The sequence below is a fragment of the Pseudarthrobacter naphthalenicus genome, from assembly GCF_029076445.1.
GTDB lineage: Bacteria > Actinomycetota > Actinomycetes > Actinomycetales > Micrococcaceae > Arthrobacter > Arthrobacter naphthalenicus.
Genome location: NZ_JARESG010000007.1, coordinates 38812 through 61351, shown reverse-complemented (window position 1 = coordinate 61351; position 22540 = coordinate 38812). Strand labels below are relative to the sequence as shown.

Sequence of the window (22540 nt, the reverse complement as noted above, 5' to 3'; positions counted from 1 at the left end):
TCGAGTTTTAGCGGACGCGTTCGGCGCGGCTGAACCGTGTCCTGGCCCCGGCGCCGATGTGGATCAGGACCGGCGTGGATTTTCCCACCACCGCGTCCAGAGCCGCCACAAGGCCGGTGACTTCCGCGGCCAAGTGGTGCGGCGCCACGCCCTGGCGCGGCTGCAGCCGAATCTTCAGTGCCGGCGTGCCGCGGACGTCGTACGTGGCCACTGTGGCTCCGGCGAGATCCGGACGTTCCGCCAAGGCATGTTTGAGTGCCTGCTCTGCCACTCCCCCGCTGATGCGTACGTCGCCGGGGACGTCGCCGGGATCGAATTCGGCCACCAGGAGGTTGCTGCGGCCCTTGCCCTGCTGGGCCACCCAGGCAACCATCAGGGCGATCAGGATCACCAAGGCGACGGCCATCATGATCCACAGCCAGCTTTCGGGGCGGCCGGGAAAACGGGTCCCGTCAAAAGCCTGGTTCACGCCGTTCCAGGCGGCACCGGACCACCCGTGCCACCACGTTCCGACGGCGGGAACGGTGGCCAGCAGCACCAGGAGGATCCCTACCGCAAAAAGTTTAAGCCCAAGGATTCCGAGCAGGATCCGGTTGAGAACCGTGGGTGTGCTGGTCATGCGCCGATCACCCCCGCAGTGGAAATGTTCACGCGGACTTCCGGGACAGGATCCAGTGCCATCTCCGTGAGTTCGCTTTCGACGGCGGCAAGCACCGCCTGTTCCGTCACCGGCACACCGGAGGTGGGCCGGACGTTGACCACGACCTGCCGCTGCGAGACCACCACCATGACCTGTTCGGGGGTGACGTTGGCCGCCAGCCGTGCACTGCGGGCCAATGCCGACGCGATGACTTCGTCGTCCACCACCACTGCGACGGCGGAATCGCCGCCCTTGAGTACGTGCCTCGCCCGTCTGCCGGGGAGCACGGCGTTGAGCAGGAAAAAGAGTCCGGCCATCGCAACCACGGCACCCCCGGCACCGAGCAGCAGCGGCGGCAGCCCGGCCGGCAGGGCCACGATGCGTTCGGCCGCCAGTTGGGGTTCGATCAGCCAGGCGGGTTGCCCGATGGCGTGCACAGCCGATTCGAGCAGGCCATAGCCCGCCACCACCATCACCAGCACGGCCGCCACTGTTGACACCGCGGCCCGTGATGAATGGGTTTCCCGGTGCACCACCCTGTGCATGTCCAACCGGGGACCCTCGGGCGCCGGGGCGGCTTCCCTGGGGGCCGTCAAATTCCCGTTGTCGAGTTTGTGGCTCACTGGACCCTGCCTCCCTCGCTTGGCTTGACACCGCTGATACGGATATCCACTCTGCTCAGGCGCGCCCCGCTCAGCGCGGTGACGGTATTGAGGATCCGGCTCTTGGCCTGCACCGTCCGGTCCCGGATCGGCCCTCCGAACGCGGCAACCCTGCCGGCATCCCGCAGCACCGCTGCCAGGGGCGGCACCCTGATGGGTGCCACGAGCGCTAAAGCCAGCAGGCCGTCGTCGTCCGACCAGTCCGCACGCACGTCATGCGCTTCGACCCCCAGGGCCTCGGCTGCGGCTGCCTTGGCAAGGCTGGTCAGGGCCTGTGTGCTGATCCTGTTATGACCATGCAGCCCCTGTGGAGGGAAGGACGGTACGGCCGCGGTCATGATGAGGAGCGCCGGCCGATGATCGCATCCATGACGCCGCGCAGGTCCAGTTTTCCTTCCGCAGCGCGGCCCAGCAGGGCCCCGATGGCCATGAAGAGGAGCGAAACCAGGAAGCCCCACAACCCGAACTGGAAGGACATAAACGCGACGAATGCGCCCACAGCGATGCCCACGACGGTCAGGTTCACAGCAGTGCCTCCCGCTCTGTAGCTACAGGAGGCGCGGCCTTGGGCGGCGGGGCCACGTAGACATCCGTTATTTCGACGTTTACTTCGATGACCTGCAGGCCAACAAGTTCCTCAACGGCGCGGTACACCGAGGCCCGGACCTGGTTGGCGAGGGAGTGGAGGGGAGTGCCGTAGGAGGCCACCAGGCTGATGTCCACGGCAACCTGGGTTTCGCCGACCTCGGCCCGGACACCTGCGGCGTGGTCCGAGCTGCCAACCGCATCCCGGATGGCCCCCAGGGCCCGCGACGGTACGGAACCGAGGGAATAGACGCCGGGCACGGAACGGGCAGCGATGCCGGCGACCTTGGCCACGGCTGTTTCAGAGATCACCGTGCGGCCATGGCCGGGCGCTGCCGAAGCGGCAGCGAGCTGGCCGGCATCAAGCTGGCGACCGGCCGGATCGGGTTGTGGGTTCTGGTATTCCATCAGGCACTTCCCCTTCTGTTGTTTCCAACCCTATCCCTTGGCCGTGACAACATGCGGTAATTTTCCGGCTGCCGCCCGCGCAGCTTCGTAGGCGGCTCCCAGCCTGCCAACGCCGGTTAAAGAAGAAAAGCACCAGTTCCGAAGAACTGATGCTTCCCAGTGGTGGCTCCGACCGGCGTCGATCCGGTGACCTTTCGATTTTCAGTCGAACGCTCTACCAACTGAGCTACAGAGCCTAGGTGACATGTCACCATGACCGCCGAAATCTCTTCCGGCAACCAGAGCGACCCTGACGGGACTTGAACCCGCGACCTCCGCCGTGACAGGGCGGCGCGCTAACCAACTGCGCTACAGGGCCTTGCGTTTCTTGCTTCGCAGTATGCCTACCGCGTTTTTTCAAGGCTCCTAGCTTACCAGACATTTTCTGCCTGCCAGACCAGTTCCTTGCGTACCCCCAACGGGATTCGAACCCGTGCCGCCGCCGTGAAAGGGCGGTGTCCTAGGCCGCTAGACGATGGGGGCCAGAACCCGTTCGGAACAAAAGAAAAGGCTTCGGGCCGAGGCCGTCAGTCTTTGCCGTTTGGTGTTTCTCCGAACTGGACTCTAAAACTATAGGGCCTTGGATGGAATATTCCAAAATCGGGCCGGGAAGGACTCAACGAAGCGGCCGGGACAAGCGAAGATGGACGGATGGATGCCGTCGCCGCGCTCAACGAGATCGCCTTTTGGCTGGAGCGCGGACGCGCTGCCACCTTCAAGGTCCAGGCCTTTCGGAAGGCAGCCGGGGTCATCGCCGGCCTGGCCCCTGCCGAGGTGGAGGCACGTGCCCGGGACGGCAGGCTCAAAAGCATGAAGGGAATCGGCGACCGCACCTACCAGGTGGTGCGCCAGGCGGTGGACGGCGAGGTGCCGGACTACCTCGCAGACCTTCGGCTGAAGGGGCAGGAGCCTCTGGACGACGGCGGGACTGAGCTGCGGAAGTCGCTGCGCGGCGATCTGCACAGCCACAGTGACTGGTCCGACGGCGGTTCCCCCATCCAGCTGATGGCTGCGGCGGCGCAGGTGCTGGGGCGCGAATACCTGGCCCTCACCGACCACTCACCCAACCTGACCGTCGCCAACGGCCTCAGCGTGGAGCGCCTCACAGAGCAGCTCGATGTTGTGGCAGGGCTCAACGCGGGCAACACCAACGGTTTTCGACTCCTTGCCGGCATCGAGGTGGACATCCTGGAGTCCGGCGAGCTGGACCAGACTCCGGCGATGCTGGACCGGCTGGACATCGTGGTGGCCAGCGTGCACTCCAAACTCCGCTCGGACCGGAGCACCATGACCGAACGCATGCTGGGTGGCATCCGGGATCCGCACACCAACGTCCTGGGCCATTGCACCGGCCGCCTGGTGGAAGGATCGCGCGGCACCCGGCCCCCGTCCGAGTTTGATGCCAGGGAAGTCTTTGCCGCATGCGCCGAACACAACGTGGCCGTGGAGATCAACTCGCGGCCCGAACGGCAGGACCCGCCGGACAACCTGATTCAGCTTGCCCTGGACGCCGGGTGCCTCTTTTCAATCGACAGCGACGCCCACGCACCCGGACAGCTCGACTTCCTCCAGTATGGAGCCGCCCGCGCCGCCCTGAACGGGGTCCCCGCCGAGCGGATAGTCACCACATGGCCCCTGGACCGGCTGCTGGCGTGGGCCGGGAAAGGCTGACGAAGCCGGCTACTTTACCGCGGCGGCCAGTTTCTGCCGGAAGTCCTGTTTGGTGGTCAAAGTCAGCTTCTCGCCGTTCAGGAAGAAAGTCGGAGTGCTTCTCACGCCCAGGGCCGTACCGTCCGCAACATCGGCACGGATGCGGTCCTTCGTTTTCTCATCGAGCACAACAGCGTCGAACGCGGCGAGGTCGAGTCCCAGGTCCGCAGCAAAGGTGCGGAAGAGCGGCGCCTGGGACTCGGGCTTTCCGTGCCACTGATCCTGGGTTTCAAACATCTTCGCGGCCATGGCTTCAAACTTGCCTTGCTGCGCGGCAGCTTCCACAGCGAGCGCGGCGGTGCCGGAGTTCGGGTGTGAAGGGAGCGGGAAATAGCGGTTGACGAAGGTGATGCTGTCGCCAAATTCCTGCTTCAGTTCCTCCGCGAAAGGATGGATGGAGCGGCAGGCTTCGCATTCAAAGTCCAGGAACTCCACCAGCTGCGCCTTTTCCACAGCCGGGGCGGTGAGCCGGTGGCTGTCCGCCCGGACCAGTTGTTCGGCGGCTTGAGAGGCTGGAGCGCCCGGACCGGCCGCGGCAGGCGGCGGCACGGCCGGGGCCGCGGGCTTGTTCAGCGTCAGCATCGCGTACCAGGCACCGCCGGCCACCACCATGACACCGAGCAGGATCCAGATGACCCGGCGGACCCTCTTGGCAGGGTCGGGGGCGGACCCGCGGGACGTAGAAGCTGTGACCATGGAACGCATCCTAACCGGCCCGCAGCAGTACCCGGCTATTCGCAGCCGGCCCATGACAGGAACTCGACCAGAGGTGCCCGATTTCCGCCAGCCGCCAGCCCGGTGCAGGGCTAGATTGGCAGCATGGCTTCCACCTCCCCCGTCGATTCTGCACACTCAGCACCCCCTCCCGCCGAGCACGGCCGCGTCAGCAAACCCGGCATCGCGGCTGTCCTGGTCACGGTGGTGCTGTGGGCATCGGCGTTTGTGGGCATCCGGGCGATCGGACCAAACTTTTCCCCCGGGTCCCTGACGCTGGGCAGGTTGGCGGTTGCCGCCGTCGTACTCGGTGCCTTGGTGCTGCCTCAACTGCGCAGGAGCAAGGCACTGCCGCGTGGCCGCGAATGGTGGCCCATCCTCGGCTACGGGGTGATGTGGTTCGGCGGCTACAACGTGGCGCTGAATGCGGCGGAGCACCTTCTGGATGCCGGCACCGCGGCCCTGCTGATCAACGTCAATCCCATCCTGGTGGCCATCATGGCGGGCCTCGTCCTGAGGGAAGGCTTCCCGCGCTGGCTGATCATCGGCAGCCTGGTGGCCTTCGGCGGGGTGGCGCTGATCGCGCTTGGTTCGGGCCCGTCTTCGGGTGAACGTTCGACGGCGGATGTTGCCGGCGTGCTGCTCTGCCTCCTCGCCGCCGTGCTCGCCGCGGTCAGTGTCATCATCCAGAAACCGGTGCTGCGGAAGGTTCCGGCTGCGCAGGCCACGTGGTTTGGCATCATGGTGGGCGCCATCTGCTGCCTGCCGTTTGCCGGGCAGCTGGTCTCTGAACTGCAGGCCGCGCCGGCGCCCGCTACGTGGGGGCTGGTGTACCTCGGCGTCTTTCCGACGGCGATCGCCTTCACCACGTGGGCTTACGCGTTGTCCCTCATCGAGGCCGGGAAGTTGGCTGCCACCACCTACCTGGTGCCCGGGACCACCATCCTGATCTCCTGGCTCCTCCTCAGCGAGGTCCCCTCCGTCTGGGGCCTGGTGGGCGGCGCTGTCTGCCTGGTCGGGGTGGGCCTCACCCGCCGCCGGGCCTAGCGATCCCCGGGCCGCAAAACCGCCGTACCCGCGATGACCGGAGTGGCCAGTGCAACAGCCGGTGGTTCAAACCTGCTGACTTCGGTGAAGTCGAACCCGGCCTCGGCAATGGCTGCAACCGTGTTCCGGTTGAGGTGGCACCCCGGCGCAACGAACCGGCCCCACAGGCCATCCAGCCTGTCCTGCCAGCGGCCGGCACGGCCCGGACGGCGGACGTGTTCCAGCACAGCCAGGGTTCCACCAGGCTTGAGTACCCTGCGCGCTTCCAGCAGCGCAAGCCGTTGATCCGGCACCGAGCACAGCACCAGGGTGAATACGACCGCGTCCGCTTCGCCGTCGGCCAGCGGCAGGTGCTCCGCATCGGCGTCGGAAACGGTAACCGGGACGGGTGATTCCCCCAGCCGGGTGCTCAACCTGGCCCTCATGTAAGGATCCGGTTCCACGAGAACGACGCGTTTTGCATGGCGGAAGTGGGAAAGATTGGCTCCGGTGCCTGAGCCGACGTCCACCACAGTTCCCTGCAGCCCGGCGAGCAGCCGCGCTCTTCTGGGCGCGAGCTCCCTGCGTTCCACTGGCTTCAACAGGGTGTCGTAGGTGGCTGCAAACAGGCGGTGGTGGATGGACATGCGGTTCCTCACTGGGGGTCGAGGTCCGGCTTTCAGTATGCATGCCGGCCCGGCCGCGGACTAGAGTCTGCTTATGCCCGCCCATCTCCCGCCCGGACTGCCCATCATCCCGGAGGGCCCGCACGAGCCGCTTCCCTTCGAGATGTCCGCTGACGACTTCGAAGCCGCTGTCACTGATGCCCTGGGCCTGATCCCGCCCAAACTTGCAGCCGCCATGGACAACGTGGCCGTCTTTGTCGAGGACGACTATGTGCCCGGTCCCGGTGAAGACCCGGACACCGTCCTGCTGGGCCTCTATGAAGGTGTCCCCCTGACGGAGCGTGATTCCTGGTGGGACGCCGGTTCGCTGCCGGACCGGATCACGATCTTCCGCCAGCCCATCCTGGACATCTGCGTCTCCCGCGAGGAGGTCATCCGGGAGGTTGCCGTGACCGTGGTGCATGAGATCGCCCATCACTTCGGCATCGATGACCACAGGCTGCACGAGCTGGGCTGGGACTAGCCTTGTAGCCATGGGACACGACCACAGCCACACGCACGGGATCACAGCAACGGGCCGGCACCGCAAACGGCTCATCGCCGTCCTGGCCATCACGCTGACCGTTGTCCTGGTCCAGGTGGTGGGGTCCGTCCTGTCCGGATCCCTGGCGCTGCTGGCAGACGCCGGCCACATGCTGTCCGACGCCGCGGGCGTCACCATCGCCCTCCTGGCAGCCTGGATCGCGGGGCGGCCGGCCAGCGACCAGCGGACCTACGGCTACCAGCGCGCGGAGGTCCTCGCCGCCCTGGCCAATGCCCTGATCCTGATTGTCATCTCCGTGGTCATCTTCACCGAGGCCATCCGGCGCATCGGGTCGGCGCCCGAAGTCCATACCGACATCATGCTCTTCGCCGCCATCCTGGGCGCCGTGGCCAACCTGGTGTCGCTGCTGATCCTGCACGGCGCGCACCGGGACAGCCTGAATGTGCGGGGGGCGTATCTTGAAGTGCTTGGTGACCTGCTGGGTTCCTTCGCCGTCATTGTCGCGGCCCTGATCATCATGTTCACCGGCTACCAGGCGGCCGATACCATCGCCTCAGTCCTCATTGCCCTGATGATCCTGCCGCGGGCCTGGAGCCTGCTCCGCGACGTGGTGGACGTTCTCCTTGAAGCCACTCCGAAGGGTGTGGAGGTTCAGATGATCCGCGAACACATCCTCAGTGTCGACGGCGTGGTGGACGTTCACGACATCCACATCTGGACCATCACCTCCGGCGTGCCGGTGTTTTCCGCCCACGTGGTGGTGGAGGACGGCGTCCTGAACGCCCGCGGCGCAGACCAGGTCCTGGACAAGCTGACCGCGTGCCTCGGCTCCCACTTCGACACCGAGCACTGCACGTTCCAGCTCGAGCCTGCCAGCCATTCCGAGCACGAGTCCGCCCAGCACGCGTAGTTCCTCGTGGCGGTGGGCCTACGACACGCTGGCTGCAAATGGGACGCAATCACACTGTTGTTGTTTATGTTATTGATGTGACTGCTGTTGCCAAAGTGGAGCATGTCACGTAGCCTCTGACTGCTGGGCGATCAGCAGAGGGGCCATTTGTGCCGCCACCAGACCTCGCTCCCCCAGCCTGAGTATCCTGCGAGGTTCTGCGAATGGTTTTGTCCGGATCCGGCCTGAGGGCCGTCGTACTGTGTACCACCGTTGTGCTTTCCGGGACACTCGCGCTTCCCGCCCAGGCATCTTCGCTGCCTGCCATCCAGCGGCCGGCCTCACCGGAGGTGCCCTCGGCCGAGGACATCGCGGCGGCGAAGTCCAATGAAAGCGCGACGGCGGACCAGGTCACCGCGATCGAACGGCTTCTGGCGGAGGCCGCCAGCACCCAGCACGTCACCTTCGCACTGACGCTGCAGGCAAATAACTCCTACAGCGAGGCGTTGGTGGAGCTGCAGGCGCGGCGAAGCGCGGCGGAAGTCGCCGCCGCACGGGCCGAGGTGGCCGTGCAGGCACAGGACAAAACCCGCAAACAGGTGGGCCAACTGGCTGGCGACCTCTACCGCAACGGGGGCCTGAACCCGACGCTCACGACATTCGTCAGCGGCAACGGCGAAGGGCTCCAGCAGGCCGCAACGCTGCAGGCCATTACGGCCAGCCGTAGCCGGGCCTTCGAATCCGCGGAAACTGCCGCCGCTGCGGCGCAGTCGCTTACCGCCTCCGCGTCGGACGCCAAGCAGGCCGCCGACGACGCCGCCAAAACAGCCGAAGCCCGCAAGGCCGAGGCCGAAGGTGCTAACGCCGCCCAAGTACGGGCAGTAGCCGAGGCAAGATCCCAGCGGACCGTTCTGGTGGACCAGCTCGCCGAGCTGAGAAACACCACTGTCGCCCTGGAGTCCGCCCGGGTGGACGAACTTGACCGGCAACGCGAGGAGGCCAGGCTGGCGGCCATCACTGCGGCTGCGGCACAGGGGACACCGGGCCAAACGGCGGTCGCGCCGGCTGCGCCTGGTGCACCGGGTGCACCGCGGGCGATAGCCCCCCAGGCGCCGGCGGCACCGGGTATCCAGCCGGCGCCAGAACCTGCTCCCGTCCCGGCTCCCGCTCCGGCGCCAGCCCCAGCACCGGCGCCAGAACCCGTCCCAGCCCCGGCGCCCGCGCCAGCTCCTGCCCCCGCGCCGGCACCCGCCCCTGCTCCTGCTCCTGCGCCAGCCCCTGCACCTGAACCTGCACCGGCCCCCGCGCCGGCACCAGGCGGATCGGTGGAGACCGCTATCTCGGTGGCGATGTCAAAGACGGGATCGCCCTACTTCTACCAGTACGGCGGGACCGGACCGACGGGTTTTGACTGCTCCGGCCTGGTCCAAACCGCGTTCGCCGCGGCCGGCATGTACCTGCCCCGCACCGCTGCCCAACAATTCGCCGCAGCTCCCGTGCATGTGCCGCTTTCCGAGGCCCGTCGCGGCGACCTGTTGGTATGGGGCTCGGCCCCGGGTTTTTATCACGTCGCCATCTACCTCGGCAATGGCCAGGTGGTGCAGGCACTCAACCCGGATGAAGGCATCGGAGTCACCCAGTTGAGCCGGATGGCCGGAATGCAGCTCTACCCCTACGCCGCCCGCTACTGACCGGGGGCCGTGTACTGACGGGCGCCGTGGCCGGCCTCAGGACAGAATGTCCTTGGTGACGAACCGGGCATAGGCGAGGGCTCCGAACACAGCCACGTATCCGGCCTGGAGTACGGCATTGCTGGCGAAAGAGTCCCACACCACCGGCTGGCGCAGGACATCCGCGAACCCAAACCAGTAGTGCGTGAACAGCCACGGATGCAGCCATTCCAGCTGTGGCAGCTGGTCCGCGATCTGGGATGCCACGGATACCACCACGGTGGCCGCCATCGCCCCGACGGGAACCACCGTCATGGTGGACAGGAACAATCCGATGGCTGACAACCCGGCCAAAGACACCGCCAGATACGCGGCGATCAGGACAATCCGTAGCCCTGCCTCCGGCGGCTGGACCACGTCGCCGGACAGAAGGGTCACCGGCCCGACGGGGAACAGGGCCGCTCCGATCGCCGCCCCGGCCACCGCCACCGTGAGCGGGGCAGCCAGGCAGAAAGCCAGCGCACCCGTGTATTTCACCAGGAGTAGCCGGACCCGTCCGGCCGGCGCTACCAACAGGTAACGCAGGGTGCCCAGGCTTGCCTCCCCGGCGATGGTATCGCCCGCCACCACCCCAATGGTGAGGGGAAGGAACAGCGGAACCGCGACAAGCATCGCGGTGACGGCCACGAACAATCCGTTCTGCGTGATCCGGTCCAGGAAGGCGGGCCCCCGCCCCGGCGGAACAGCTGACGAAAGCCGCACCGCGACGGCGATCAGCACCGGTATTGCGGCCAGCGCCGCCAACATGGCCCAGGTCCGGCGACGGCGGAAGAGGGTGGCAAGTTCGGACGTCAACAGGGACAGGCTGGAGCCAGCCGCCGGGACGGTCCCTGCCACCGGCGTGCCCGCGGCAGGTGCAACGCTGCCCACGCCGGCAGCGGTGTCAGCACTGGAAACTTCACTGGGCAACGTCGAATCCCTCCCCCGTCAAGGCAACGAAACGTTCCTCAAGGCTTTCCCGCTCCACGGCAAAGCCGCGGACCCGCACCCCTGCCGCCACAAGCGCCGCCACAATGTCCTCGGGATGGGGCAACACCGGCTCCTGCACCCGTTGTGCGTTACCGGCAATTTCCGCCGCACCCGCCGGCCGGGCCACAGCCGCCGCCCCGGCGGTGACCACCTCGCCGTCCATCCCGGGGCTCCCCGCGGCATGGAGTCCCGCAGCGTTGATTCCCGCTACGCCCGCGCGTTCGGGAGCCATGCCCAGCCGCAGCAGGACCTCACAGGCGGTGCCGGCGTCGGGCGTTAAAAGACGGATCCGCATTTCGCCGCCCCGGCGGAGCTCCTCAAGCGGGCCCTGGGCCACCAACCGGCCGGCGCTCATGATCGCCGCGTGCGTGCAGATCTGTTCCACCTCGGCCAGCAGATGACTGGAGACAAAGACGGTGGCGCCGTCGGCGGCGAGGGAGCGGACCAGGCTGCGCACCTCGCGGGTGCCCTGCGGGTCCAGGCCGTTGGTGGGCTCGTCCAGGACCAGCAACTCGCGCGGGGACAGCAGGGCGTTGGCGATCCCCAGGCGCTGCTTCATGCCCAGCGAATAGGCGTGCACCCGTTTGCCGGCGGCGTGCGAGAGCCCCACCCGGTCAAGTGCCGCAGCCACGCGCGCGTTCCTGGTGCCCGGCGTTCCGTGCCGGCTCGCGGCGTCGAACCGGTGCAGGTTGGCCGTGCCGGACAGAAAGGGATAAAACGCCGGCCCCTCCACCAGAGCCCCGACGCGCGGCAGCACCTCCTGCAGCTGCCGGGGCATCGGCATCCCCAGGACGCTGACGGTACCGGCCGACGCCGCGGCGAGGCCCAGCAGCATGCGGATGGTGGTGGTTTTGCCGGATCCGTTGGGGCCGAGGAAGCCGAAGACGGCACCCTGCGGCACGGCCAGGTCCACATTGTCCACGGCCAACTGGTGGCCGAACCGTTTGGTGAGGCCCTGCGTTTCGATGGTCAGCCCGGCGGCACTGCCGCCGGCCGGGCTCATGCCGCGCCGGCGGCGGCCTGCAGCCGGTCCGCCGGAACCATCCCTACAAAGATCCTGCCGTCGTTGGTCAGCAGCACGTTGACCAGCGACGAGGACAGCAGCCGTCCGCCGGGTACGACGACGGCGGCCTGGGACAGGAGCGGATCCTTCAGGAGCGATTCGGTGGCCTGTGCTTTTTGGCTGTCGGATGGCGCCGGGAACCCCACCACGGTCTCCCAACCTGTGCCGGTCACTGCGGGCCGGGGTCCGTCGTGATGCCGTGCGTCGGGACTAGCCCCGGGCGTGTGCTCGGGGGTGGCCATGCCCGGTTTTGCCGGGAGGGCTGACTTGGACGGCATGGGAGGCGTCTGCAGTTCTTTGACCGTGGCTCCCGGCGGGGCGGCGAAGTTGAACGTGGCGTCTTCAGGGGCGGCGAGGGAAAGGCTGGTGTAGCCGGCTTCGAAGGCGGGTTCCGACTGGCCGCGCGCGGACACTGTGACCTTGAGCGGCATACCGGTCTGGCCGTCGACGGCGATGACTACCTTCGCCAGCAGGGTGCCCTCGGTGCGCGGCGCCAGCTCCAGGCTGTAAGCGGACCGGCCAGCCACCCGGGCCTCCGGGCCAACGGTGACCGCGGTGGAACTGTCAACCTTGGCCAGGAACTTCGTGGCCAGGTCTTCCGGGGTGGGGATGGCCTTCGTTGACGGGTCCGCACTGGAGCCGTCCTTGCCGGGCAGGGGCAAATCGCCGGCGACATCCGGAAGCGTTACGTGGGCGGCGGAGTTGTCCTTGGAGTTATAGAACCAGACGTCGTGGTCGCGCCGGATGACGTCGCGTTCCGCCAACCGGTCCATCACCTGGACGCGCATTTTGGCCGGTCCGTCCATAAAGATGCGGGCAGTGTGTTCGCCGGTCAGGAGCTCGATGATCGATGCCGGACCGCCGGCTGAAACCGGCCCTGAACTGGGCGTGCCCGCCGGCAGTTCGGGCAGGCCAAGGTGGGAAACCTGCTCCAGAGTGCCGGAGAAAGTCCTGCTGCTGTGCTGGCCCAACAGGGTGAGGACCTCGGCGGGAGACTTCTGCGGCAACGGGTCACCGGCCCGTGCGGGAATGGATCCCGCCAGCACACCGGCGGCGATCAATGCGGGTACAGCTGCGGCCGACACCCAGCGCTTCCATGCGCGGTTCATGCCGGGCCCGCTTCTTCGTTGGAGCCCATATGTTCAGGTTACGCCTGGGGACGCCTGCGCACACCCCCCGGAGGGACACACAGCGAACGGCGCCGGAGGTTACAGAGTCACCACGGTTCCGGCGCTGCCGTCCACCGTGATCTGCTGGCCGGTGGTTAGCCGCAGGGTGGCGTCCGGGACGCCCACCACGGCAGGGATGCCGTACTCGCGTGCCACCACGGCGCCGTGTGAGTTGGGCCCGCCCATCTCCATCACCAGGCCGCCGGCCGTGAGGAACAGCGGGGTCCAGCCGGGGTCCGTGGATGGCGCCACCAGGATCTCACCGGGTTCAAGATGGGCACCCACCGGGTCCAGGATGACGCGGGCTGCGGCCGTGACGGTTCCGGCGGACGCCGGGCTGCCGCTCAGGATGCCGGCCTGATCGGGCCGGCCTGTGCTGCCGGCCGGCTGCACCGACTCCGGTTCCGTGCCATCGGAAAGCAGCACACGGGGCACGTGCCGCCGGGCCACCTCCAAGGCATACGCCGCCCGCCGTTCGGCCACCAGGCCGCGCAGGTCAGTCCGGCCTGTTCCCGGCTGCCCGCCGGGCCCGCCTTCCGCCACCCTGCGGAGCCCGGCCCTGGCCTCGGGGAGGTTCAGGAAGAAGACGTCGTCCGGCGCGTCCAGGGCGCCGGCAGCCGTGAGGGCCGTTCCCGCCAGGGTCAGCTGCTTGCGGACTTCGGCGAGTGCCACCACCAGCTGGAACTTGGGCAGTTCCCGAAGGCCGGTAAACAACCGGGCACGCCGCAACGCTGCCTTTACCACGGCACCCCGCAGCTTACCGCGGCCGCGCGCTTCCGCAACAAGCCGGTCAATCTGGGCCTCGGCCGCCTCGGCGGCGTTGCTGAACTGGACGTCAGGCGGGACCGCGCAGTCATCGAGGCGCAGATAGTTGGCCAGCACGCCGATGATGTGGGTGGGATCGTCGGACCAGCGCGGCATTCCGACGTCGATCTCGGCCACCGCCCGGTGCCCGTACTGATCCATGAACCGGGCCAGTCCGGCCTGCAGGACACTGGGCAGTTGGCCTGCCCTGAAGTCCGCGGTGAGCGCGGCGGGCGTGCGGCCGGTCATCGCGGTGCGCGATTCGCGGTCGTTTCTGATGACCTGCGCGAGACGCCACAGTTCCAGGTCCATCTCGGTGGTCACATTATTGGGGAGGCCGCGAAGGACCACCTGCAGGTCATCCCACCTGCCGCCGCCCAGCAGCTTCCCCACCAGTCCCAGCGAGGCGAAGCCAAGGGCCGGGAGGGGAAGGATGGATGGCACCACCGAGAAGAGCCGGACGCCGAGGATGTGTTCAGCGTGATCGAGCCGCTGCAGCGCAGTGGCGCCGGCCGGGGGCTGAAGGGAGTTGCGGAATTCGCTCGCCAGCCGGTTGGTCCGGCGGAGCGCCGTCTCCGGGCGCAGGGCCGCCCGCAGCAGTGCCTCCGGCACCCGGGCGCGCACGGCAATGGGACCCAGGTGGCGCAGCAGGCTGAGGGGAGTCCGGCGGGTCACGGAAAAACGCGGGTCCTCGAAGATGGTTCGCAGCACTGTGGCCGAGCGCGCTTCCATCACGTCAAAAACCCTGGGGACTATCCGCCGGCCAATGGTGCTGCGGGCCACCGCAGTGAGGTCGAAGTACATGCGCTGGCCCGCCTCGGCGTAGGGTGAGGGGCCGTTGTAGGGCTGGGGCACGTCGAAGTGCGCAGCGCGGGCCGCGGAGGAGGCGATCAGCCGGAATGCTGCCAGGCCCATTGGCGTAAGCGGACGGGTCAGGCCCTGCGCCAGGCTCAGGCAAAGGTAGACCCGCGTCCCGGCCGCCGCGGCGGGAGTGCCCGCAGCCTGGACTGCCGGCCGCTGGGGCACCGGGAACAGCGTGGTGATGGGCCGTGCCTGCGTCAGCCACAGCCGCCCGCCGCCGTCGATGGCCCATTCGATGTCCTGGGGCGCGCCGAAGTGCTGCTCAACGCGAAGTCCAAGGGCGGCCAGCTCGGCCGCCTGCCGGTCCGTGAGGCAGGCCGTGGCGCCGCCGTTGCTGACTGCCACCGTGTGGGTGCCGCCGCCGGTCAGGGGCCGGACGGCGATGCGTTTGTCCCCAAGGCGACGTTCGAGGACCCGGCCGCTGACCGGATCCACCACAAAATGGTCCGGGTTCACCGCTCCGGAGACCACCGCTTCCCCGAGGCCGGGGCTGGCGTCAATGACCGCCTGCTGCCGGCGGTTCGTGAGCGGGTTCGCCGTAAACAGCACGCCGGCGGCGGTCGCATCCACCATGCGCTGGACCACGACGGCGAGGGCCACGGCCGCGGGGTCGATATCCCGGGTGGCCCGGTAGCTGACCGCCCGGTCAGTCCACAGCGAAGCCCAGCAGTCGCGTACCGCCTCCACCACGGCCGCTGCGCCCACCACGTTGAGGTAGGTGTCCTGCTGCCCGGCGAAGCTCGCCGACGGCAGGTCCTCGGCTGTGGCCGAGGACCGCACCGCCACCGGCACGTCATCCCCGAGCGCCTGGTAGGCGGACTCGATGGCGGCGGCTATGTCCGGCGGGACCGGAGCGGCCCGGATGGCGTCGCGTGCCCGGCCCGCCAGTGCTGCCAGGGCGGGAAGGTCGGTGTCCGTGGTGGTTTTGAGGGCCTCATGGACCGCGCCCAGCAGGCCGGTACCTCCGTCTGCATGGCCGTCCGTGGCTTGGCGGTAGGCCGCCGTCGTCAGGCAGAATCCATCCGGCACCGGCAGCCCGGCGGCCAGCAGCTCGCCAAGGTTGGCGGCTTTCCCTCCGACGACGGCCAGCATGTCAGCCGTGACAGCCCCCAGCCCGAGGATGGGAGGCCCGCCCGTCACTGTCCTGCGTCCTTTTTCGGGGCCGGGGGTCAGGCTGCGCCGAGGACGGGGCCGAACTTCGCCCTGTCCGCCAGCCGCGGATCGTCCCTGTCAGGTACCACCATGACCGGCCCCTTGGTGTGGGCCAGGACGCCGCCCGAGGTGGAACCCAGCAGCATGCCGGTGAAACCGCCCCGGCCGCGCGTGCCCACCACCACAAGTTCCGCATGCCGGCTGGCGTCCACCAGGACATCAACGGCCGAGCCGTCCTTCACTTCCGATTCCACCTGCAGGTTGGGGTAGTGGCTCTTCAGCCAGGCTTTCCCGGCTTCGAGCTGTTCACGGATGTCGGCAAAGAGTGCCTGCCGGTCCACCGGCGCCGGGACCCACGCCAGCGACCCGCTGAACTGCGGCACGGCACAGATAACGCGCAGGGTGGCACCGAGCCGTTCCGCCTGGTCCGCGGCCTCCAGCACAGCCACGCGGGCTTGCTCTGACCCGTCCACGCCCACAACAACGACGTTCTCAACCCGCTTGTGCCCCTCCTTGGCCTGCTCGGCCCGGATGCGCTTGTCGTCGGTGGTTTCACCCAGCCGGTCCGAACACACGAGCGGCACGGTGACCGTGGGGCACTTGGCGTGGGCAGGAAGTGCGCTGCTCACGGAGCCCAGCAGGCGGCCCACAAATCCGCCGCGACCCCGGGTGCCGAACACCAGGAGTTCCGCCGTTTCCGACATTTCCAGCAGCACCCCGGAGGCGTCGCCGTTCTCCACGGAGGCATCGACGTCGATGTTGTAGCCGGCAACTTTGTCCATGGCCTGCTGGATGATCGCTTCCGCGCCTTCGCGGATCACCGAATCATCCACGGTGGCATAGCCGCCGTCCAGTCCGGACGCGGCGAAGATCGGCACCGAATACGCGGTGACAATGTGCAGGGGCCGACGGCGGCGTTCGGCTTCCCGTGCCGCCCACACCAGTGCGCACTGGCCATGGTCGGACCCGTCTACACCAACAACGATTCCCTCGGGAGCGGCGGAGCTGGCCGCATTGTTCCGCTCCGGGTCCGGTTGCATCTCATGTGCGCCCATCGGGCCGCCTCCTCGCGGTACTGCCTCATATTCCGGCTGGTGTTCCGGCCATTCTGCCAGAAGCCGAGCGCTCCGCCGGCACCGGTGCCAGGACATTGCGGCTGGTCAGGAACGCACTGCTTCCATTTATCACTATTCTCGGTCCGTGACTGCTTAGCAAGGGCGCCGCGGCCGCACGGCCGCTTCTCCCCGGCCCTTGGCAATCAGTTCGGCAACCGTATCCATCGTTAAGACGAATGTTTCCAAATGGGCTATCCCCGGACACCAATATTCTGTATCCTTCGAGGCACTGACGGTCCGTTGATGTCCTCTGCAGGAGTGCATCGCGGGCCGCTGTTGCGGGCCGGACTTTGGGGGTACGGAAACGCATACGGGCAACGATGCCTGTATCAAAGCGAACGCCTTCAAGGAGGAGAACTGTAGTGTCAACCATGCCTGTGACCGGCGGGACCGAGCGCACCACCACGGTGATCATCGGCACTGGGCTTTCGGGGCTCGCCGTCGGGGCTGAACTGCGGCGGCGCGGTGTGGACGCCATCGTGGTGGACGGGCTGGACATCCTCGGCGCCGGGCAACCGGCCAACACCACCTCGCTCCAGCGCTGCGACGCCGCCGACTCCGATTCCCTCCGGGAACGCAACGAAATCCTCCGGCATCTGCGCAACTATGCCGCCAGCCATCAGATGGACGTCCGCAACACCACACGGGCCGTCCAACTCACCATGGTGGGCGGGGTCGCCCGGAGCCCGGGTACAGCAGACGCGTCATCGGTGCAGCCGCGCGCCGGCCAGTGGGAGGTCCACACCCCCAATGGCATCCTGTTGGCCGACCACATTGTGCTGACCCGCTGCGCGCACAGCCAACTGCGGCGCATGCTGAGCGACTTCGGAATCACGGTGGGCCGCAACCTGGTGGCCGCCATGCGGACCATCGGCATCTACCTGGTAGGCGTGGGCGACCTCATTACGCCCTCGCCGAAGGAAGTGCTGCGGCAGGCAAAAACCGTTGGCCAGGCCATCTCATCCAAGGTTCACCCGGAGGGCGGCCCGGACCTTGTCGCGGGAAGTTTAGCCGTCTAGGACTTTGACGCCCCGGTGTCCTCGTCCTCGCCACCGACGGCCAGCCGCCGCTTGGCCAGGACGCCGATCGTCACCAGCAGCCCCAGGGCTACGGCAGCGAAGATGACCAGGCTCCAGGGAAACGGTTCCGATGCGTCAACGGCCGGTTCGGGCGCCACGGTTATTCCCGGCTGGGCGGTGCCCATGCCCGGGACCCCCGCCGCCGCCGTCGCACTCGCACCTGGCGTTGAAACGCCCGACGCCGGCGCCCCCGCAGCGGCGCCCGTCGCCGTAAAGCCAAACGTGCCCTCGATGGGGTGCGAATCCGAGCTGACCACACGCCAGGCCACGGTGTAAGCCCCCGCCGGGGCGCCCGCCTTCAGCGTCTGCGACGCCACGTTGTCCACAATCTCGACCGCCCCGTCAGCCCACTCGGCACCGGAGGAGTCCTTCACCGAAAACTGCGCGCCAATGCCGAGCGGGTTCTTGCTGAACGTGACCGAGACCTTCTCAGGCGGCGCCGCCAGGGTGGCACCCTGCGCGGGACTACTGGACTCGGCGGCGTCGTGCGCCAGCGCCGGGCCGGAGAACCCCAGCAGCGCGGCAACGAAAACGAAAGTCCCGAGCAGGATGCTCAGCAACTGGCGGCGAATGGAACGCATGGGTGGACTGCTCCCTTGGAAGATGGCTTCCTTCCAGCCTAGCCCGCGCGGGCTTCCCGCCGGCCACTGACGTAGAGGGCGAGGTGCTTGCCCGTGAGCGTGGACTTCGCTGCCACCAACTCGGCGGGAGTGCCCTCGAAAACCACCTTGCCGCCGTCGTGCCCCGCACCGGGACCCAGGTCGATGATCCAGTCAGCGTGCGCCATGACGGCCTGGTGGTGCTCAATGACAATCACCGACTTGCCGGAATCCACCAGGCGGTCCAGGAGGCCCAGCAGGTTGGCGACGTCCGCCAGGTGGAGGCCTGTGGTGGGCTCATCGAGGACGTAGACGTCGCCCTTCTCCGCCATCTGCGTGGCCAGCTTGACGCGTTGCCGCTCGCCGCCGGAGAGCGTGGTGAGCGGCTGGCCAAGCGTCAGGTACCCGAGTCCCACATCCACAAGCCGGTCCAGGATCTTGTGGGCCGCCGGGGTCCGGGCCTCCCCTTCACTGAAGAAGACCTCCGCCTCGGCCATGGACATGGACAGGACCTCGGCGATGTTGCGGCCGCCGAGCCTGTACTCCAGGACCGAGGCCTGGAAGCGGCGGCCCTCGCAGTCCTCGCACGTGGATTCGACCGTGGCCATGACGCCCAGCTCGGTGAAGATGACCCCTGCGCCGTTACAGGTGGGGCAGGCGCCTTCGGAGTTGGAGCTGAACAGCGCCGGCTTGACGCCGTTGGCCTTGGCGAACGCCTTCCGGATGGGCTCGAGCAGGCCGGTGTAGGTTGCCGGGTTGCTGCGGCGCGAACCCTTGATGGCGCCCTGGTCGATCACCACCACACCGTCGCGGCCGGCCACGGAGCCGTGAATCAGGGAGCTCTTGCCCGACCCGGCCACACCGGTGACCACGCACAACACGCCGAGCGGAACGTCCACGTCCACATCCTTGAGGTTGTGCATGGAGGCGCCCCGGACCTCCATAGCGCCGGTGGGTTTACGCGTTGCCGGCTTGACCGCGGCCCGGTCATCGAGGTGGCGGCCGGTGATGGTGTCACTGGCCCGCAGGTCCTCCACACTTCCCTCGAAGCAGACACTGCCGCCCTCGGTGCCGGCGCCCGGACCGAGGTCAACGACGTGGTCGGCGATGGCGATGGTTTCGGGCTTGTGCTCAACGACCAGCACGGTGTTGCCCTTGTCACGCAGCTGCAGCAGGAGCTGGTTCATCCGCTCGATGTCATGCGGGTGGAGGCCGATGGTGGGCTCGTCGAAGACATAGGTGACGTCCGTGAGCGAGGACCCAAGGTGCCGGATCATCTTGGTGCGCTGCGCTTCGCCGCCGGACAGCGTGCCGGCCGGCCGGTCCAGGGAAAGGTAGCCCAGGCCGATCTCGGCGAACGAGTCCAGCAGGTGCTGCAGGCCTTTGAGGAGCGGCGCGACGGACGGCTCGTTCAGCTCCCGGACCCAGCCGGCAAGGTCCGTGATCTGCATCCGGCACAGGTCCGCGATGTTTTTGCCCCGGATCTTCGAGGACCTGGCCTCCGCGCTGAGCCGCGTGCCCTCGCACTCGGGGCAGGCCTGGAAAGTGATGGCGCGTTCCACAAAAGCCCGGATGTGCGGCTGCATGGCGTCCACATCCTTGGAGAGGATGGACTTTTGAATCTTCGGGATCAGGCCTTCGTAGGTGAGGTTGATGCCCTCCACCTTGATCTTGGTGGGCTCCTTGTACAGGAGGTCGTGCATTTCCTTTTTGGTGTACTTGGCGATGGGTTTGTCCATGCTGAAGCCGGCGCCGCTGAAGATGCGGCCGTACCAGCCGTCCATGCTGTAGCCGGGCACTGTCAGGGCGCCCTCGGCGAGGGATTTGGTCTCGTCAAACAGTGCGGTGAGGTCGAAGTCGGAGACCGAGCCCATGCCTTCGCAGCGCGGGCACATGCCGCCCAGGTAGACCGCGTTCTGGATCACGCTCTTGTCCACCCGGCCACCGGCTTTTTCGGTGCTCATCACACCGCTGGCCTTGCGCGTGGGAACGTTGAAGGAAAAGGCCGTGGGCGGGCCCACCTGCGGGTCACCGAGCCGGCTGAAGAGGATCCGGAGCATGGCGTTGGCGTCCGTGGCGGTACCCACCGTGGAGCGGGGGTTCGCGCCCATGCGTTCCTGGTCAACGATGATCGCCGTGGTCAGGCCCTCAAGACGGTCCACGTCGGGCCGGGCGAGGTTCGGCATGAACCCCTGCACAAAGGCGCTGTACGTTTCATTGATCATCCGCTGCGACTCCGCGGCAATGGTGGCGAACACCAGCGAACTCTTGCCCGAACCCGAAACCCCGGTGAACACCGTGAGCCGCCGCTTGGGGATATCGACGCTGATGTCCTTGAGGTTGTTCTCGCGGGCCCCCTGCACGCTGATCAGGTCGTGGCTGTCAGCCGCATGCACCGCTGGGAGTTGCTCGTCTGTGGTGGTGGCAGTGCTCATCGTGTCTCCATCGTCCGCACGCGTTGTGAAGTTCCTGACAGTCATTCTAGGCTCGGCCTGCCGGCACATGAGTGCGCGTAGAGTCAGGCTGTGACGGGGCCAACGTTGTCCTGGGTGCAGGCCCGCCGCCCCTTAGGATTCAAGTACCCAAAACACTTTCCCCGGAGGACTAATGCTTAAGCAAGGCTCTGCCCTGGACCGGTACTTTATGATTTCCGCGCGAGGGTCCAACCTCTCGCGCGAGATTCGCGGCGGCTTTGCCACGTTCTTCGCCATGAGCTACATCGTGGTGCTGAACCCGCTGATCCTCTCCGGTCCCGATTCCAGCGGCACCACCCTGGGTTTCACCGCGGTGGCCGCTGTCACGGCGCTCGTAGCCGGCATCCTGACCATCCTGATGGGCGCCTGGGGCAGGCACCCCTTCGCCCTGGCCACCGGCCTGGGCGTCAACGCGTTCGTGGCCGTGACCGTGGCCACCAACCCGGGCCTGACCTGGCCGGACATGATGGGCCTGGTGGTCCTCTCCGGCATCACCATGCTGATCCTGGTCCTCACAGGCTTCCGGACAGCCGTATTCAAGGCCGTTCCCGACGGACTGAAGACCGCCATTGTGGTGGGCATCGGCCTGTTCATTGCCCTGATCGGGCTGGTCAACGCCGGCTTTGTGCGCCGCATCCCGGACGTCGCCGGCACCACGGTCCCGGTGGGCCTGGGCTTCGACGGCAAACTGCTGGGCTGGCCCACGGCCGTCTTCGTCTTTGGCCTGATCCTCACCATCGCCCTGGTGGTCCGCAAGGTCAAGGGCGCCATCCTGATCGGCATCATCACCTCCACGGTGCTTTCGGTCATCCTGGAACTGACGCTCCACATCGGCCCCAGCTTCGACGGCAAGACCCACAACCCGCAGGGCTGGTCCCTGGTGGCGCCATCCTTCTCCGGCTGGGCGGCCCCCGATCTGTCCCTGATCGGCAAAGCAAACCCGTTCGGCGCGTTCGAGCACCTCGGCGTTGTGGCCGCAACACTGCTGGCCTTCGTGATCCTGCTCAGCATCTTCTTCGACGCCATGGGCACCATGGTGGGCCTGGCCACCGAGGCCGGAACCATCGACAAGAACGGCAACATCCCGGACGTTGACCGGGTGCTTCAGGTGGACGCACTGGGCGCCATCATCGGCGGCGGCGCGTCCGTCTCCTCCAACCAGATCTACGTTGAAGCCGGTGCCGGCATCGGCGAGGGCGCCCGCACGGGCGTGGCCTCCATTGTCACCGGCCTGCTGTTCCTGGTCGCCATGTTCGTGACCCCGCTGATCAACCTGGTCCCCTTCGAGGCCGTGGCGCCGGCCCTGGTAGTGGTGGGGTTCATGATGGTCTCCCAGGTGGGCAAGATCGACTGGCAGGACTGGGGCATCGCCATCCCGGCCTTCCTGACCTTCACCCTCATGCCGTTCACCTACTCGATCGCCAACGGCCTGGGTGCCGGCTTCATTGCGTTTGTCATCATCCGTACCGTCCAGGGCCGGGTCAGGGAAATCCACCCCCTCATGTGGGCCGTGGCTGCCGCCTTCCTGCTGTTCTTCGCCGTGGGACCCATCGAGGCCGCGCTGGGCCTGAAGTAGGGCCCACTCTGCCGCCGAGAGGGCACTTCGCGGTAGTGTTTTGCGCAAACACTGCCGCGAAGTGCCCTCTCGCGTTAAAGGGGGGTCCGGGATTCCGGACAGGATC

The 22540-nt window shown here is 67.4% G+C and carries 21 protein-coding genes and 3 tRNA genes; 7 read left to right on the top strand and 17 right to left on the bottom strand.

The genetic code is table 11. The features are described 5' to 3' along the window. Positions 1 to 7 precede the first annotated feature (7 nt). The 8 genes from PY310_RS08880 to PY310_RS08845 all read right to left on the bottom strand — a co-directional run bounded on the left by PY310_RS08880 (position 8) and on the right by PY310_RS08845 (position 2817). Positions 8 to 619, bottom strand: a complete 612-nt coding sequence (locus PY310_RS08880; protein ID WP_275214022.1) for a hypothetical protein — start codon at positions 617 to 619, stop codon at positions 8 to 10. Continuing rightward, positions 616 to 1185: a DUF6286 domain-containing protein gene (locus PY310_RS08875; protein ID WP_275214141.1), complete on the bottom strand. Its 570-nt coding sequence runs from the start codon at positions 1183 to 1185 to the stop codon at positions 616 to 618. Before PY310_RS08875 ends, PY310_RS08880 begins: the two co-directional genes overlap by 4 nt. A gap of 74 nt (positions 1186 to 1259) precedes the next feature. Then, a complete protein-coding gene (locus tag PY310_RS08870; protein WP_275214021.1) occupies positions 1260 to 1640 on the bottom strand; it encodes a hypothetical protein in 381 nt (126 codons plus the stop codon). Then, the gene (locus tag PY310_RS08865) at positions 1637 to 1828 is read right to left on the bottom strand and encodes a hypothetical protein (RefSeq protein ID WP_275214020.1); all 192 of its coding nucleotides are present in this window, start codon (positions 1826 to 1828) and stop codon (positions 1637 to 1639) included. Before PY310_RS08865 ends, PY310_RS08870 begins: the two co-directional genes overlap by 4 nt. Beyond that, entirely contained in the window at positions 1825 to 2295 is a 471-nt protein-coding gene (locus PY310_RS08860) for an Asp23/Gls24 family envelope stress response protein (RefSeq protein WP_275214019.1), read from the bottom strand. The genes PY310_RS08865 and PY310_RS08860 overlap by 4 nt, the downstream gene beginning before the upstream one ends. A gap of 160 nt (positions 2296 to 2455) precedes the next feature. Beyond that, positions 2456 to 2531: transfer RNA gene (locus PY310_RS08855), tRNA-Phe, on the bottom strand. A gap of 48 nt (positions 2532 to 2579) precedes the next feature. After that, positions 2580 to 2653, bottom strand: a tRNA-Asp gene (locus PY310_RS08850). A 91-nt stretch (positions 2654 to 2744) separates the two neighbouring features. Further along, positions 2745 to 2817, bottom strand: a tRNA-Glu gene (locus PY310_RS08845). 168 nt (positions 2818 to 2985) lie between these two features. Here PY310_RS08845 and PY310_RS08840 point away from each other — a divergent pair. Beyond that, positions 2986 to 4005, top strand: coding sequence for a PHP domain-containing protein (locus PY310_RS08840; RefSeq protein WP_275214018.1), 1020 nt, complete (start codon positions 2986 to 2988; stop codon positions 4003 to 4005). Between the two features lie 9 nt (positions 4006 to 4014). Here the strand turns inward: PY310_RS08840 and PY310_RS08835 are convergent, their stop codons facing one another. Next, positions 4015 to 4740 carry a DsbA family protein gene (locus tag PY310_RS08835; protein WP_275214017.1) on the bottom strand — a complete coding sequence of 242 codons (726 nt, stop codon included), beginning with the start codon at positions 4738 to 4740 and terminating at the stop codon, positions 4015 to 4017. Positions 4741 to 4863: 123 nt separating this feature from the next. Here PY310_RS08835 and PY310_RS08830 point away from each other — a divergent pair, with 123 nt between their 5' ends. Then, positions 4864 to 5805: a DMT family transporter gene (locus PY310_RS08830; protein ID WP_275214016.1), complete on the top strand. Its 942-nt coding sequence runs from the start codon at positions 4864 to 4866 to the stop codon at positions 5803 to 5805. Here PY310_RS08830 and PY310_RS08825 read toward each other — a convergent pair. Continuing rightward, the gene (locus tag PY310_RS08825) at positions 5802 to 6431 is read right to left on the bottom strand and encodes a class I SAM-dependent methyltransferase (RefSeq protein WP_275214015.1); all 630 of its coding nucleotides are present in this window, start codon (positions 6429 to 6431) and stop codon (positions 5802 to 5804) included. The genes PY310_RS08830 and PY310_RS08825 overlap by 4 nt on opposite strands. A gap of 73 nt (positions 6432 to 6504) precedes the next feature. On the opposite strand from PY310_RS08825, the gene PY310_RS08820 reads away from it, so the two are divergent. The 3 genes from PY310_RS08820 to PY310_RS08810 all read left to right on the top strand — a co-directional run bounded on the left by PY310_RS08820 (position 6505) and on the right by PY310_RS08810 (position 9534). Further along, positions 6505 to 6933: a metallopeptidase family protein gene (locus PY310_RS08820; protein ID WP_275214014.1), complete on the top strand. Its 429-nt coding sequence runs from the start codon at positions 6505 to 6507 to the stop codon at positions 6931 to 6933. Positions 6934 to 6943: 10 nt separating this feature from the next. Continuing rightward, positions 6944 to 7864, top strand: coding sequence for a cation diffusion facilitator family transporter (locus PY310_RS08815; protein ID WP_275214013.1), 921 nt, complete (start codon positions 6944 to 6946; stop codon positions 7862 to 7864). 203 nt (positions 7865 to 8067) lie between these two features. Further along, positions 8068 to 9534 (top strand): C40 family peptidase, encoded by a 1467-nt coding sequence (locus tag PY310_RS08810; RefSeq protein WP_275214012.1) that lies wholly within the window; start codon positions 8068 to 8070, stop codon positions 9532 to 9534. 36 nt (positions 9535 to 9570) lie between these two features. On the opposite strand, the gene PY310_RS08805 is transcribed toward PY310_RS08810, so the two are convergent. The 5 genes from PY310_RS08805 to PY310_RS08785 all read right to left on the bottom strand — a co-directional run bounded on the left by PY310_RS08805 (position 9571) and on the right by PY310_RS08785 (position 16646). Next, complete coding sequence (locus PY310_RS08805; protein ID WP_414004254.1) at positions 9571 to 10482, bottom strand: ABC transporter permease; 912 nt, start codon at positions 10480 to 10482, stop codon at positions 9571 to 9573. Then, the gene (locus PY310_RS08800; RefSeq protein WP_275214011.1) at positions 10472 to 11545 is read right to left on the bottom strand and encodes an ABC transporter ATP-binding protein; all 1074 of its coding nucleotides are present in this window, start codon (positions 11543 to 11545) and stop codon (positions 10472 to 10474) included. The genes PY310_RS08805 and PY310_RS08800 overlap by 11 nt, the downstream gene beginning before the upstream one ends. Next, complete coding sequence (locus PY310_RS08795; protein ID WP_275214010.1) at positions 11542 to 12714, bottom strand: LolA-like protein; 1173 nt, start codon at positions 12712 to 12714, stop codon at positions 11542 to 11544. The genes PY310_RS08800 and PY310_RS08795 overlap by 4 nt, the downstream gene beginning before the upstream one ends. Positions 12715 to 12813: 99 nt before the next feature. Further along, complete coding sequence (locus tag PY310_RS08790) at positions 12814 to 15531, bottom strand: PEP/pyruvate-binding domain-containing protein (protein WP_275214139.1); 2718 nt, start codon at positions 15529 to 15531, stop codon at positions 12814 to 12816. Between the two features lie 77 nt (positions 15532 to 15608). Continuing rightward, the gene (locus PY310_RS08785; RefSeq protein WP_275214009.1) at positions 15609 to 16646 is read right to left on the bottom strand and encodes a universal stress protein; all 1038 of its coding nucleotides are present in this window, start codon (positions 16644 to 16646) and stop codon (positions 15609 to 15611) included. Positions 16647 to 17077: 431 nt separating this feature from the next. On the opposite strand from PY310_RS08785, the gene PY310_RS08780 reads away from it, so the two are divergent. Beyond that, complete coding sequence (locus PY310_RS08780; protein ID WP_275214138.1) at positions 17078 to 17725, top strand: NAD(P)/FAD-dependent oxidoreductase; 648 nt, start codon at positions 17078 to 17080, stop codon at positions 17723 to 17725. Here the strand turns inward: PY310_RS08780 and PY310_RS08775 are convergent. After that, positions 17722 to 18366, bottom strand: a complete 645-nt coding sequence (locus PY310_RS08775) for a copper resistance CopC family protein (protein WP_275214008.1) — start codon at positions 18364 to 18366, stop codon at positions 17722 to 17724. The genes PY310_RS08780 and PY310_RS08775 overlap by 4 nt on opposite strands. Before the next feature lie 38 nt (positions 18367 to 18404). Next, entirely contained in the window at positions 18405 to 20819 is a 2415-nt protein-coding gene (locus PY310_RS08770; protein WP_275214007.1) for an excinuclease ABC subunit UvrA, read from the bottom strand. Between the two features lie 172 nt (positions 20820 to 20991). On the opposite strand from PY310_RS08770, the gene PY310_RS08765 reads away from it, so the two are divergent. Next, positions 20992 to 22434 carry an NCS2 family permease gene (locus PY310_RS08765; protein WP_275214006.1) on the top strand — a complete coding sequence of 481 codons (1443 nt, stop codon included), beginning with the start codon at positions 20992 to 20994 and terminating at the stop codon, positions 22432 to 22434. Positions 22435 to 22540: the final 106 nt, after the last annotated feature.

Coding starts and splice junctions, on each gene's coding strand:
- PY310_RS08770 (WP_275214007.1), bottom strand. CDS start 20,819: ATGAGCACTGCCACCACCACAGACGAGCAACTCCCAGCGGTGCATGCG.
- PY310_RS08880 (WP_275214022.1), bottom strand. CDS start 619: ATGACCAGCACACCCACGGTTCTCAACCGGATCCTGCTCGGAATCCTT.
- PY310_RS08870 (WP_275214021.1), bottom strand. CDS start 1,640: ATGACCGCGGCCGTACCGTCCTTCCCTCCACAGGGGCTGCATGGTCAT.
- PY310_RS08785 (WP_275214009.1), bottom strand. CDS start 16,646: ATGGGCGCACATGAGATGCAACCGGACCCGGAGCGGAACAATGCGGCC.
- PY310_RS08820 (WP_275214014.1), top strand. CDS start 6,505: ATGCCCGCCCATCTCCCGCCCGGACTGCCCATCATCCCGGAGGGCCCG.
- PY310_RS08765 (WP_275214006.1), top strand. CDS start 20,992: ATGCTTAAGCAAGGCTCTGCCCTGGACCGGTACTTTATGATTTCCGCG.
- PY310_RS08835 (WP_275214017.1), bottom strand. CDS start 4,740: ATGGTCACAGCTTCTACGTCCCGCGGGTCCGCCCCCGACCCTGCCAAG.
- PY310_RS08795 (WP_275214010.1), bottom strand. CDS start 12,714: ATGAACCGCGCATGGAAGCGCTGGGTGTCGGCCGCAGCTGTACCCGCA.
- PY310_RS08780 (WP_275214138.1), top strand. CDS start 17,078: ATGCCTGTGACCGGCGGGACCGAGCGCACCACCACGGTGATCATCGGC.
- PY310_RS08875 (WP_275214141.1), bottom strand. CDS start 1,185: ATGCACAGGGTGGTGCACCGGGAAACCCATTCATCACGGGCCGCGGTG.
- PY310_RS08860 (WP_275214019.1), bottom strand. CDS start 2,295: ATGGAATACCAGAACCCACAACCCGATCCGGCCGGTCGCCAGCTTGAT.
- PY310_RS08825 (WP_275214015.1), bottom strand. CDS start 6,431: ATGTCCATCCACCACCGCCTGTTTGCAGCCACCTACGACACCCTGTTG.
- PY310_RS08810 (WP_275214012.1), top strand. CDS start 8,068: ATGGTTTTGTCCGGATCCGGCCTGAGGGCCGTCGTACTGTGTACCACC.
- PY310_RS08775 (WP_275214008.1), bottom strand. CDS start 18,366: ATGCGTTCCATTCGCCGCCAGTTGCTGAGCATCCTGCTCGGGACTTTC.
- PY310_RS08830 (WP_275214016.1), top strand. CDS start 4,864: ATGGCTTCCACCTCCCCCGTCGATTCTGCACACTCAGCACCCCCTCCC.
- PY310_RS08840 (WP_275214018.1), top strand. CDS start 2,986: ATGGATGCCGTCGCCGCGCTCAACGAGATCGCCTTTTGGCTGGAGCGC.
- PY310_RS08815 (WP_275214013.1), top strand. CDS start 6,944: ATGGGACACGACCACAGCCACACGCACGGGATCACAGCAACGGGCCGG.
- PY310_RS08790 (WP_275214139.1), bottom strand. CDS start 15,531: ATGCTGGCCGTCGTCGGAGGGAAAGCCGCCAACCTTGGCGAGCTGCTG.
- PY310_RS08800 (WP_275214011.1), bottom strand. CDS start 11,545: ATGAGCCCGGCCGGCGGCAGTGCCGCCGGGCTGACCATCGAAACGCAG.